The sequence below is a fragment of the Rhodococcus sp. IEGM 1330 genome (assembly GCF_033142445.1).
Lineage (GTDB): Bacteria > Actinomycetota > Actinomycetes > Mycobacteriales > Mycobacteriaceae > Rhodococcoides.
The window spans coordinates 280,605-294,456 of the sequence record NZ_JAWLSB010000005.1 but is presented as its reverse complement, the minus strand read 5'-3'; the positions used below and the strand labels follow the sequence as shown (position 1 = coordinate 294,456).

General features: G+C 65.3%; 4 protein-coding genes. All 4 read right to left on the bottom strand.

From position 1 onward, the window contains the following. Positions 1-33 precede the first annotated feature (33 nt). Positions 34-1,104, bottom strand: a complete 1,071-nt coding sequence (locus R4P57_RS14320; protein ID WP_317803489.1) for an ABC transporter substrate-binding protein — start codon at positions 1,102-1,104, stop codon at positions 34-36. Between the two features lie 102 nt (positions 1,105-1,206). Next, the gene (locus tag R4P57_RS14315) at positions 1,207-8,826 is read right to left on the bottom strand and encodes a non-ribosomal peptide synthetase (protein ID WP_317803488.1); all 7,620 of its coding nucleotides are present in this window, start codon (positions 8,824-8,826) and stop codon (positions 1,207-1,209) included. Beyond that, positions 8,827-12,189, bottom strand: coding sequence for an amino acid adenylation domain-containing protein (locus tag R4P57_RS14310; RefSeq protein ID WP_317803487.1), 3,363 nt, complete (start codon positions 12,187-12,189; stop codon positions 8,827-8,829). Then, the gene (locus R4P57_RS14305) at positions 12,186-13,844 is read right to left on the bottom strand and encodes a (2,3-dihydroxybenzoyl)adenylate synthase (RefSeq protein ID WP_317803486.1); all 1,659 of its coding nucleotides are present in this window, start codon (positions 13,842-13,844) and stop codon (positions 12,186-12,188) included. Before R4P57_RS14305 ends, R4P57_RS14310 begins: the two co-directional genes overlap by 4 nt. Positions 13,845-13,852: the final 8 nt, after the last annotated feature.

The following is a 13,852-nucleotide window of genomic DNA, read 5'->3' as shown; positions in this document are numbered from 1 at the left end:
ATGTGTGGTGCGCCGGGTGGGCCTGCGCTCGGATCAGCCCTGGACGTTCTCGGCGGCGGTGTTCAGCGCCGATGCCACGTCGTCGAGGATGTACGGAATGGTCAGCACCGTCAGACCACCGAACGCGAAGTTCTTGTCGGCACTGAGACTTTCGGTCGACGCGGTACGACCCTGCGCCAGCACGGGCTGCGAGGCCACAGCCGGTTCGACCAGGAAGCCGCCGAGCGATTCCTTGTCGTAGGCGACGACGAACAACACATCCGACTTCAGCAGGGACGCCTGCTCGAGACTGAGCTCGAAGTACACCGCCTCGGGATCATTGGCCGGGTCAGCCTCCTGGATGGTGGGTTCGTTCACCAGCCCGAGCTGTTCGAGGAACTCGACACGGACGTCGTCGTCCTTGCTGACGGCGAACGTGCCGGGCGCGTTGGGAAGCGCGATCGTGACCGTCTTGCCCTGCAGCGCCGGATACTTCGCGGCCGCCTCGGAGATGGAGTTCTCGACTCCGGACACCAGATCTGCGGCCTCCTTCTCCTTGCCGAGCGCCTTGCCCGCGATGGTGAGCTGGTCTTCCCAGGATGCCGTCCACTGCTCGTCCGGGTACGCGACCACCGGTGCGATGTCGGAGAGCTTGTCGAACTCCTCCTGGGTCAATCCCGAGTACGGGGCGAAGATCAGATCGGGGGCGGCAGCGGCGAACTGCTCGACGGGTACCGCTCCGGTTCCGTCACCGGAGAGCAGCGTGGGGGTCTCGCCGCCGAGGTCAGCGAGAACCGTGGCGTCCCACTGCAAGATGCCGCGGTCGTCCGCTCCGTACTGTGCGCCGTCGAAGGTCGGCATGGCGACGGGCACCACGCCGAGGGCGAGAACGGCGTCCTGGTTGGACCAACCCCAGGTGGCGATGCGCGTCGGAGCCTCGGGGATCGTTGCGGATCCGAGTGCGGAATCGATGGTGACCGGAAATGCGGATTCCTGCGCGGCGGTGGTGGACTCGGTTGCAGGCGCTTCCTCGGTACTGCTGCAACCGGCGGCGAGAGCGATGGTGAGCCCTCCGGCGAGCGCAATCGACGCAGCGCTCCTCATCCACTTCGTACGAACCTTCATCGTTGCTCGGCACCTCTCGACTCGACCACGCACTGCTGCGTCCCACACCCGACCGGGTGAGGCGACTGACAAGGTAACACTAATGAGGTAATGCTTGCCTCACTAGCCGGTCGCGGTGTCGAGAATTCGACACGTTGCCGACAACGCCTCGTGCCAGAGCTTCGCGAGTTCCTCGACTCCGTCGACCACCCCCTCTGCCCACGCCATCGTCACACCCATCACCGACGAGCCATGGTGATCGTGGACGTAGCTGTCCACGATCAGCGCATAGCTGCAGGGGGTGTTCACGCCGGGGGCCGAGTCGAGGCTACTGCGCAGTCGGCTGGCACCGAACGGCCCGTCGGCTGCCGCGTCGAAACGACCGAGGTAGTTGAATTCGATTGCTGCATCGGGAGTTCGACGCAGCACTTCTTCGGCATCGCCGCCCATCCACCGCAGCATTCCGTAGGTGGATCCATCCCCCGGCACGGACTCCCTCGATTCCCTGGCCGATTCCGCCAATTCATGCAGAACAGTTTCTGCGGCAGCGGGATTCGACTCGTGCGCGATCAAGGTGCGGTGATCCCCACCCTGCGCGGCGATGCGCAGCGGGAACACTGCCGTGAGCCAGCCGACCACCGACGAACCATCCACCCGATCCGACGCGACCCCCGTCCGTCCGTGGCCTTCGACGTCCACCAGGAACGAATGCGTCGTGGTGATCTCACTGTCGATCCACTCCGCCGTCGCAGCAGCGAATGTGGCCAACAACAGGTGTTCGACGGAGACGCCGAGGCGAACTGTGGCGGCCGACAACAGGTGCGCGCTCTCGTCCTCCCGCAGCGCAAAGTCGACGGTGCGCACGCGGGCCCCCGTATCGACTGCCGGGTCGAGCGGACGCGTCAGAGGGATCGATGTCGCTCCGTCGCCGACGCTCGCCCAGTAGTCGAGGTCGGCGAGAACCCGAGGTGCGCTTGCGAGAGCGAGCACCTCGTGCGCCCACTGCCGCATCGACGGACCGATCGGGCTTCGTTCGGTGGCTGTCTGCTTCCACAGAGCGCCCAGATCGGGCAACAAGATTCGCCAGCTCACGCCGTCGACCACGAGGTGATGCAGCGTGATGAGCAGCTCTCCGGACGATTCGGGGTCGGTTCGGTGTCGCAGCCACACGATGTCGACCATCCTCGCGTCGGCCGGGTTCAATCGAGCACGCGCAGCTCGTGATTCGACACCGACACGGTCGGCCAGCTCGGACTCGGTCGGTCCGTCGACATCGACGATGCGTATCCACGGACGCACGTCGGCACCGCCCGGCAACACCGTGAAGATCGACTCGGAGCCAGGATTGCGTTCGAAGCACGAGTGCAGAATCGGATGCCGGTCGGTCAGCAGCGAGACCAGCTCCGTCAGCGAGCCTTCGGTGAGCGACGCCGGAGCCTCCAGCAACACCGCCTGCGAGATCTCGTCGATGGGCCCGTCGAGTGCGTCCATCCACCGCACTACGGGTGTCAACGGCACGGTTCCGTACGGATCGATCGTGACGACTTCTGGCTGTGACCCTGCCGAAACGACTCCTTCTGCAATGCTTTCCGGTGTTCGGAGTGACACGATGTGCCGCGGCGATACCGTGAGGCCTACCGACCGGAGCCTCGCGGCCAGCTCCATCGCCATGATGCTGTCGCCGCCCAGGTCGAAGAAGTCGTCGTCGGCACCGATCTCGGTCACGTGCAACACCGCGGCTGCAGCCCTGCAGATCTGCCGCTCCGCATCGGTATTCGGGGGACGACCGGAGCGCGTCGCGAGCTCGGGTTCGGGCAACGCAGAAGCATCGAGCTTGCCGTTCGGCAGGACGGGAAACGCATCGAGCACTGTCAGCGACGCCGGCACCATGTACGACGGCAGCAGACTGCGCAGGCGGGCACGAACGACATTCGGATCCAGCGAACATCCCTGTTCTGCCACCACATAGCCGGCGAGTACGGCATTCCCGTTCTCGGATCCTCGCACCACCACCCGCGCGTCGACCACGGCGTCGAACTCGCGCAGCCGGACCTCGACCTCGCCCACTTCGACGCGATGACCGCGAATTTTCACCTGATCGTCCGAGCGGCCCCCGTACCGCAGTGTGCCGTTCTCGGTCCACGCGACGAGGTCCCCGGTCCGGTACAGCCGCGTGCCGTCTGGCGTGAAGGGATCGGCAACGAAGCGGTGCGCCGTGCGCCCCGGCGCATTCCGGTATCCCCGCACGACGCCTGGCCCGGCGAGGTAGAGCTCGCCGAACACGCCCGGCGGCACCAGCCGAAGACTTCTGTCCAGCACATAGGCCTGCATGTTGGTCACCGGCCGGCCTATCACCGGATCACTCGACAGTTCGGTGGAGGTGTACACCGCATCGACCGTCGCTTCGGTCGGCCCGTAGAAGTTGTACGCCACCAGGGTCTGCCTGCTACGCAACCGATTCCACAGCTCGGCGGACACCGCTTCTCCCCCGACCCCGACCGTCGAGAGTGTGTCGATCGAACCCGATCTCATCATCTGCTCGAGCAACGACGGCACGACCTCGATGAAGTCTGCCGACAGCGCAGTCAACCGAGCAGTCAGTTCCACTGGGTCGAGTACTGTCTCGGGATCGATCAAATGCACTGTGTGTCCGCCGAACAGCCACAGCTGCGGCTGCCAGGATGCGTCGAAGGCCATCGACCACGCGTGCGCCACGTTCAGAGTCGACTTACCCGCGCGTCGGGCAGCCGGTTCGTGCACGTTCTCGCGATGCGAGTGGTACAGGTTCGTCAGGCCACGGTGTGGGACCAGAACGCCCTTGGGCACACCTGTCGTGCCCGAGGTATATATCGAATACACGGGGTGGTCGGGATGCAACGGCGCCCGCCGTTCGACATCGGTGATGCCTACCGAATCGGTGGACGAGGCAGCAAGCGATACAACGGAATCCGCGGTCACCGTGACCACCGGCTTTGCGTCGTCGAGAATTTGGCGGGTGCGGTCGGCCGGCCAGTTCGGATCGATCGGCAGATATGCGGCCCCGGACTTCATCACGCCGAGGATCGCCGCCATCGTGATCACCGTGCGCGGGGCCACGACGGCCACGAGGTCCTCGGCACCCACGCCTGCACCGATGAGCCACCGTGCGGTTCTGTTGGACAAGCAGTCCAACTCGGCGAACGTCAATGCCGTGGCGGCGTCCTGAACGGCGATCGTATCGGGCTGCAGCGCCACCTGTTCGGAAAAGAGTTCGACCAACGTTTCGGACGGATAGGGGCGCGCGATGCCGGCCTGCTCGGCGGTGAGCCTGAGCGCCGTTGCCTCGTCCACGAGGGGCACCGACGCAACGAAAGGATCGCCCGCCTCGGCAAATGTCCGAAGCACCGCCGTCATGGCCGAGGCCACCGCCCGTGCACGCTCGACCGATACTGCGTCGCTTCGATATTCCACTACCAACCGCAGTTCTTCGCCCGGAAACACCGTCAACGTCAACGGGTAGTGCGTCACCGTGTGGAACCCGGCGACCGAGACCGAGAAGTCCTCGGTATCGACACAAGAGGTATCAGCGGCAGCGAAGTTCTCGAACACCACGAGGGTGTCGAACAGCGTTCCCCCTCCGAGGGCCTTCTGGACGTCTGCGAGACCGACGTGATGATGTGCGGCCACGGCGACGGAGAAGTCCCGAAGGCCCGAGAGAACCGACGACACGGTGGCGTCGGGACCGATGTCGACACGTACCGGAATGGTGTTGATGAACAGCCCGACCATATCGCCGACGCGGTCCAGGTCGGTCGGGCGTCCCGACACAGTGGATCCGAACACCACCGATCCGGAATCGGTGAACGCCGAGAGCACCACGGCCCATGCCGCATTGACCAATTCGCTCGCGGTCACCGATCGACGACGAGCGGAGGCAGTCAGGCGTGCAGTGTCCTGCACATCCCAACGCATCTCGATCTCCCGAGCCTCGGATCGCTCCTCGGACACCAACGCGGTCGGGGCCAGGATTGTGGGCACCACGTCGGCACCGAGCGCTCGACGCCACACATCGATCGACGAGCCGTCCCGCCGCGACAGCCATCGCAGATAGTCGTCGAACGACGCCGGAGCCGGTAGATCCCGGCCACGGTAGAGCATGAACAACTCGGTGCCGACGGTCGCCATCGACCAACCGTCGACGAGAAGGTGATGCACGGTCAAAACCACACGATGCAGCTGTTCTCCGCAGTCCAGCAGGAGAACTCGCACCAAGGGGCCGTGCTCGATATCGAAGGTGCCTCGATCCGCGTCGACCAGCGCGCGCGCCGAGGGCGAATCCGGGTCGTCGACCGTGTGCCTGCGCACGTGCACTCGTTCCGTGTCGCGGACCGCGACGGTGACCCCGGTGTTCAGGGTCAGAAAGCGCGAGCGCAGAGCCGGGTGGCGCTCGGACAATGCGTCGAGCGCGTCCTCGAGGTTTCCGATGTGTAGCTCGCCCCATACCTCGAACTCGGTGGCGATGACGTAGATTTCCTCCAGTCCGTCTCCTGCAGCGACCGACTGGAATGCCAACCCTTGCTGCAACGGAGTGGCGGGACGTGCGAGCTCGGGATCGATACCGAGTGCGCGCAACTCGGTCAGGTCCTGTGCGTCCAGTAACGGCGCAGTGTTCTCGGGTTCTGCTGCAGCGCTCTCAGTTTCGGCGTTCCGAGCTCGTTCGACCAGTCCAGCGACGGTCCGGCACTCGAAGACGTCGGCGGTCGTGATCGCCAATCCGGCACCCCGTGCGTGATGAACCATGGTGATGGCGGTGATGCTGTCGCCGCCCAACGCGAAGAAGTCGTCGTCGACCCCGATCGACTCGGCACCTGCACGAGTCGCATCGGCGAACAGGTCGACGAGGCAACGCTCGTCGTCGGTGACAGCTGCTCGTGACCGGCTCGGTCCGTTCTCGGGAATCCCGCGCTGCGTCAGAGTCACCAGGTCCGTCTTGCCGTTGGGAGTACTCGGTAACCGGTCGATCGCTACCCAGAACGCCGGCACCAGATAGTCGGGCACCCGGCCGCGCAGGACGTCGCGTACTGCGGCGGCATCAACATTGCCGGGGGTCACGTAAGCAACGAGCACGGTTGCACCCCCGTCGTCGGTCACCGCGACCACAGCGCACGCATCCACGGATTCGATATCGACAGTGCGGTTTTCGACCTCTCCCAGCTCGACGCGATGGCCCCGGACCTTGACCTGCCGGTCGGCACGTCCCAGGAATTCGAGCGCACCGTCATCGAGGATGCGGGCGCGGTCTCCGGTGCGATACATCCGGCCGCCGTCCCCGCCCGGGTCTGCGACGAACCGTGCGGCGGTCTCGGCCGGTCTACCGAAATATCCGCGGGCGAGCTGCACGCCCGAGACGTACAGTTCGCCACCGATCCCTGTTCTCAGGGGTCGCATTCGGTCGTCGAGCACGCCGAGGACCGTGTTGTCCACCGCCGTTCCGATGACGGCCGAGTCGCCTGCGACCCTGTGCACGGCAACGTCGCCCGCCACCTCGGAGGAACCGTAGGAGTTGTGCACCGACGCATTGGGGGTGGCGCGTCGGATCGCTTCGATCGTGCTGCCGGTCAACGGCTCTCCGCTGAGGATCCAACTGGTCAGCGAACAGCATTCCTGCGGCGAGGTCGTCGCCAATGCCGCGGCGAGTGATCCGACGGTGGTGACCTGCTCGGCCCTGGATCGAGCGACGAGCTCGACCAATGCCCTCGCATCGGCATACTCGTGATCCTGCGCCAATACCAGGCGTTGGCCCGCGAGAATTCCGGTCAGCAGTTCGGTTGCTCCGTCGATGAACGACAGTGAGCTCTTGGCAATCCGACTCGTGGGACCGCCCCAGTGCAGCATCGCCCAGTACAGACGATTGGCCAGCGCGCTTCTGGTTCCGAGCACTCCCTTGGGCATACCGGTCGAACCCGAGGTGTACACCAGATAGGCCCCGCAGTCACCCGGGATGCTCCGGGCGAAGGGTTCTTCCACCACCTCGGTAGTCGAGCTCGAATGGATTCTCGTCGCGGTCTCGAAAGCGGTCAGCGTCGTGGGGGTGGCGTCGTCGACCAACAGAATGTCGTGGCGAGAGTCTGCCAGCACGTAGTCGAATCGCTCACGCGGGTAGCGAATGTCTATGGGTACGAACACCGCACCCACGTCGATGGTCGCCAGCAGCGCAGCCACCATATCGATGCCTCTGCCGAGAGCGATAGCGACGCGGCTCTCGGTCCCGATACCCCAGCTACGTAGCCGGGTCGACACCTCGGCCACCCGGGATCGGAGTTCGGCGTACGTGATCGCCTCACCGCCGACCGTCAACGCGATGTCCTCGCTCGACTGCGCGAACCTGTCGGCGAGGGCCGCCTCCAGTGTCGACACCCGCCGAGACGCTCCGACGCTGTATCCCTGGCCATCGGGGGCCGACAGGAGTTGCGGCACATCGACGTCCGGACGACTCGTCATCCGGTCGAGCATCTCGACGAAGGTCTCGGCGCACAACGTGGCCGAACCATGATCGACGGCTGCGTCGTCGTGCAGCACGAAGGCCCACAGAGCAGGGTCGGGACCGACGATCAGAGCCATCGGGAAACTCATGTGAGCGCCCAGCACCGTGACCTCGTCCACGACGGGTCGCTCGGAGACGGCGTCACCCTCGTTCGCATTCGGGACCGCTGCCGGGTAGTTCTGATACACGACGATCGTGTCGAACAGCTCACTGCCTCCGACGGTTCCGGCGATCTCGGACAGTCCCAGAAATCGGTGCTCCTCCAGGTCGAGGTGATCTGCCTGCAGGCGATCGACCACGTCGGCGACGGACTCGCTCGTACCGAATCGAATCCGAACAGGCACGGTGTTCAGCAACAGACCGACCATTGCCTCCGCACCCTCGAGATCGAACGGCCTCAGGGAAGCCGCCATTCCGAACGACACGTCGCCTGCTCCGGTCCGAGTCGCGAGCATCGACGCCCAGGCAACCTGCACCACGACGTTCGTCGTCGCACCGCGGCTGCGTGCGTATTTCGCCACGCGTCGTGCCAGCGCCTCGTCGATGTCGAGATCGATACGAGAGCACGAATTCGATTGCGGCGCATCGCCGGCGATCAGCGTGGGACGCTCGAAGCGGTCGAGGTGATCCGCCCAGTGCGCCCTGGCCGCATCGCGGTCCTGACCTGCCGTCCAGGCAAGGTATTTGCGGTAGTCGGGTGCCGGCGGCAACGCAGCCGACTCCCCGCCCTCATAGAGAGCGATGAGCTCACGAACGAAGATGGCCTCGGACCATCCGTCCATCAGGGCGTGATGGTAGGTGATCAGTACCCGCGGCGGCCGAGGACCGACCGAATACGAGAACCGAATCAACGGCCCGTCGAAGAACGCAAAAGCGGCGGCCCTGTCGCGTCCGAGATGATCGTTCCAGTCACCTTCGACAGCTGTCAGTTCCGGTGTCGATGCGCGCGGAACCACCCACACCAGATCACCGTTGCGGCGCTGGCGCAGTAAGGCCTTGATGTTCGGATGACGCTCGAGTAGGTGCTCGAGAGCTCGAGTGAGGCGGTCGATCCGAATCGGGGCGGACAGGTCCAGCACCGTCTGAGAAAGATACGGATCCTGGTTCGCTGCAGCAAGACTCGACTGCAGATACATACCGACCTGCAACGCCGTGAGCGGCAGAACCGCAGCGATCTTGGATTGCGGAGTTCCCGCGGTCTCGGCCGTCGTGTTCGTCACTCACATACTGCTTTCGAATTCGTCGAGCTCGTCCTGGGACAGATCCACGGTGGCCGCCTCGGCAGGTACCGCAGGTCGGGCGTGGTCCTCGGTGACGAGCTCCGCCCCGAACATCCGCACCGTCCGCTTGCGCATCACCTCGCGCGGTGCCAGCGGGATGGACGCCTTGCGCGCCCGCGACGCCACGGCGAGTGAGGTGATGCTGTCGCCGCCGAGGGCGAAGAAATCGTCGTCGATGCCGACCCGGCCGACCCCGAGAACCGCCTCGACGATCTCGCACAGCATCGTCTCCACCGGAGTGCGCGGCGGCACGAAGGTACCGCCTCCTGCCGCATCGACAGCCGGGAGAGCCCGTACATCGAGCTTGCCGTTGATGGTCATCGGAATACGCTCCAGCGCAGCGAACAACGTGGGAACCATGTACTCCGGCAACACTGCCGCCAGCTCGTCCCGAATCGATCCGAACAGCTCGGAACGGTCCACGGACGCTGCGCCGTCTGTGGGGACCACGTACGCCGCGAGCGCACGCGTACCCGCGCCGATCTCCACCGCCCGAACCACCGCGCCGGCAACCGCATCGCAGTTCGCCACTGCCCGTTCGACTTCTGCTGTTTCGACTCGATAACCACGGATCTTCACCTGGTCGTCGGCACGGCCCAGATAGTCGAACAGGCCGTCGGGCCTGATCCGAACCAGATCACCGGTGCGGTACATCCGCTCACCCGGCGCCCACGGATCCGCGACGAATCTGGTTGCCGTCTGGCCGTATCGGTGCAGATAGCCGCGGGCCAGACCCACACCGGACAAGTGCAGCTCACCCACGGATCCCACTGGAACGGGTCGCAGCCACTGGTCCAGAACATAGGCGCGGGTGCCGAGGATCGGCCCACCGATCGACGGGCTGCTGCTCTGCCGCGTGCCGGCACCGAGCGCGTTGATCGTGTACTCGGTGGGGCCGTACAAGTTGTATCCGACGTCTCCCAGTTGGTGCCACAACGAATCGGGAACTGCCTCCCCGCCGAGGAGAACCAGTGGAATCCGATGCCCGTCGTGCTCGTTCAGCAGTCCCAGATCCAGCAGGTGCCCGGCATACGTGGGCGTCACGTTCACCACGTCGATCAGGTGCTGCTCGCAGTATCGCGCCAATGCCTCACCGTCGCGGCGCAATTCCTCGTCACAGACATGCACCTCGTGGCCTTCGACGAGCCACAGCAGCTCTTCCCACGACATGTCGAAGGAGAACGAGACGGTGTGCGCGATCCGCAGCGTCCGATCCCCGGCCGCGGCAACGGTGGGGACGAAGATCTCGTCTCGGTGGTTGATCTGCATGTTCGTCAATCCCCGATACGGGGTGACGACGCCTTTGGGCGTGCCGGTCGAGCCCGAGGTGTAGATGACGTAGGCCGGGTGCTCGAGGCGACCGGGTGTACCGGGTGCGAACGGACCGCGGGCGAACTGCGAGGCGTCGACGCGGATCGACAATTCCGTTGCCACCGAGGGATCGTCGACGATCATCACGGTGGCGTCGGTCGTCAGTTCACGCGACTGCGTTTCGGTGGTCGTCACCAGGATGGCCGGCTTCGCATCGGCCAACATGACGTCGAGTCGATCGTTCGGGTAGTCCAGTTCGAGGGGGAGGTAGGCCGAGCCGGTGCGCAGCACCGCGAAGAGCGCCACCACCATCTCTATCGACCGCGGGAGCGCGAGGGCGACGATTCGCTCCGGGCCGGCACCGCGGCGCAGCAGAGCACCCGCACATGCACTGACCCGAGCGTCCATTTCTCCGAACGTCACTCGTTCGTCTCCGAACACCAGCGCCGTCGTCTCGGGGATGGACGCGGCGCGGTCGGCGAGCAACTCGGCGATCGTGGAATCGCGCAGCCTCTCGAGCCTGTCGCCGAAACCGTTGTCTGCGATGCTCGCCGATTCGGTGGCCGGGGCAGGCCACCGTGAGATCGGCAGATCGGATTGCTCGGCAACGGTATTCAAGGCGTGCTCGAAAGAATCGAGCAGGTGGCTCGCCCTCTCGTCGTCCACCGACGTCGGCAAGTAGGTCACCGACAGGTTCAGTTCCGTCCCGGGGTCGACGGCTATCGACACCGGGAACTCCGAGCCGTCTACGGTCGAGATGTGCCGCACCTGCCGCTTCGGCGCGCCGGCAGCATCGGCTGCGGGACCGGCTGCGTTGCGCAGCACCAACAGGGTGTCGAACAGCGCACCCGCACCAATCGCCTTCTGAATACCGCCGAGGCCGAGCGTGTCGTGCGGCATCAGATCCAGTCGCTGATCCTGCACCCGCGCAGCGATGTTCGCGGCTGTGTCCGATCCCTGCGCCGTGACTCGAATCGGCACGGTGCTGATGAACGCCCCGATCGCGCGCTCGGATCCCGCCACCTCCATCGGTCGGCCCGCGACGGCGGTGCCGAAGACCACGTCGGATCGACCGGATACGCGCATCAGCACGCTTGCCCAGGCGGCAGCGAGCACCGTGAACATTGTCGAGCCGGACTCGCGGGCAATGGAGTCGAGCCGGCCCGATGCCGCCGCCGACAGCCTGCGCTCGATCCGCCGAGGGGGCTCGTCCTCGCCATCGGCCGCGCCGGCCACGAGTGTAGGGGTGTCGACATCGGCGAACCAGCGCTGCCATGCCTGCTCGGATTCGGAGCGGTCGCGAGAGATCAACCAGCGCAGGTACTCCCGATAGCCGTGATCGACGTGCGTGCCTGCTCCGTCGTGCTGCTCGAGAACACGAGAGACCAGCAACGCGGACGAACCGCCGTCGAAGCAGCCGAACCAGTAGGTCGTCAGCAAGCGGTCGACGCCGCCGGGCAGGTGCACGAGAGTCAGCCTGAACAGTGGGGGTGCGTCGATGTCGAATGCCTGATCCCGGTCGCCGGTGAGCACCCGGTTCCACGCCGCGTCCACCTCGTTCGCCGAGCAGCCGCCCAGGTCGATCACCCTCAGTGGTGCTTGGACGGAGGACAAGACCACTTGGACCGGTGCCTCGCCCTCAGGGGTGACGAACGCCGTGCGCAGCGCCGCGGTGTTGTCGACTACCGATTGCAGAGCGTGCCTTACCTTGTCGCCGTCCAGAACCCGATCGACCTCGACGACGGTGCGGACGGTGTAGAGCCCGGCGGCGTGTGCGTCGACGCCGACCTGATAGACCAACCCGAGCTGCAGCGCAGACAACGGCCACACATCGTCGATGGATCCGAATCGTGCTTTCAGCGAGTCGAATTCGGACGATTCGAGATTCGCGAGAGGACCGCGCTCGACCTCGGCGGTCTCACCGCCCCGGGCGCGCCGCAGCCGATCCTGCAGCAGTCGACGCTTGACGTCGTCGAGATCCACCGGGTTCATCGACTCGCCTGCCGCTCGGCCGACTGCCTGACGAGCAATGCCTTGTCCACTTTGCCGATTGCCGTGACGGGAAGCGACGTTCGTGCCACCACCCGGTCGGGTAGCTTGAACCCGGCGCAGCCTGCATCGGTCAGGAATGCCCGCACCTCGGCAACGGTCGGAACGCTGTCGTTCCGAGCGCTTCCGTTCGGCACGATCACAGCGCAGATGCTCTCGCCCACAGCGGGATCGGGTACGCCTATCACCGCTACTCGGGCTACTCCGTGGTGTGTGAGCAACAGATCCTCCAGCTCGTCCGCCGCGACGTTCTCACCGTTTCGGGTGATGACGTCCTTGATCCGACCGGTGACGACCAGGTGTCCCGACGGCAGCGCGCGAACCTGGTCTCCGCTGCGGTAGAAGCCGTCGGGGGTGATGGCCGTCGTATTGTGCTCCGCCGCAGCGTAGTAACCGTTGATGGTGTAGGGACCGCGGGTGAGCAGCTCGCCCACGTCGCCTGCCGGGACGTCGTTGCCGTCGGCGTCGACGATTCTGATCTCGTCGAACTCGGACAACGGACGCCCCTGGGTGCCGATCACCACGTCCGGTCCGTCGCCTGCCCGCGTGTAGTTCAACAGCCCCTCGGCCATCCCGAACACCTGCTGCAACCGGCAGCCGAGGGCCGGCTCGACCAGCTTGGCGACCTCAGGCGTCAACTTCGCGCCACCGACCTGCAACAACCGCAGACTGGATAGGTCCGCCTCCTCCCATTCGGTGGCCTCACACCACAGATGCGTCAACGTCGGCACGAGGGCGGTCACCGTGACGCGATACTTCTCGATCAGCGCGAACACCTGATCGGGGCTGGCACTGCGGGAGAACACCACCGTCGCGCCGACGCCGAGCGCACCGAGCAGACCCGGACACGCCAGTGGAAAGTTGTGGGCAGCGGGCAGAACTGCGAGATACACGTCCTCGGGCGTCAATTCACAGACTTCGGCGCTCGCCCGTGCGTTGAACTCGTAGTCGTTGTGGGTACGCGGAATCAACTTCGGCAGACCGGTCGTCCCGCCGGATACCAACAGCACTGCGATATCCGCGGCGGACGCACGTGGAAATTCCCGTGGCGCACCGACGACGGCAGACAACGGACTGTGCGACCCGCTCGAGTCGCACGAACCATCGACGAAGACGTCCCGAACGGTCGGAACCGAGTCCACTGTCTCGTCGGCGAGCGCTCGGTAATCGAAGTTCCCGTCCCGCTCCGCGATCACGTACGCCACGGCCTTCGATGTGGCTGCAAGATGGACGATTTCGCGGCGTCTGTGTGCGGGGAGAGTGAGCACGGGAACCGCGCCGCACTCGAGCAACGCGAACAGCACAACCGCGAACGACACCGAATTGGGTAGCTGCACAACGACCCGATCACCCGGCTCGATCCCACGATCGGCAAACCCTGCGGCGGTCGTTAGTACGCGCATGTGCAACTCGTCGTACGTCAGTGCCTCGGATCGGCACTCGTCGACGACCGCGCGACGAGAGCCGAACCGGTGTACCCACGACGTGAACACGTCGGGAAGTGTTGTCTCGCGCCAGAGTCCGGCGTCGAGGTACGTCTGGGCACGGCCCGAGTCGAACGGTACGAAGTCGGCATCGTGCTCGATGACTGTGTGCACTGTGGATT

Bases quoted from the DNA above. Each gene is read 5' to 3' on its own strand.
- R4P57_RS14320 (WP_317803489.1), bottom strand. From the start codon at position 1,104: ATGAAGGTTCGTACGAAGTGGATGAGGAGCGCTGCGTCGATTGCGCTC.
- R4P57_RS14310 (WP_317803487.1), bottom strand. From the start codon at position 12,189: ATGAACCCGGTGGATCTCGACGACGTCAAGCGTCGACTGCTGCAGGAT.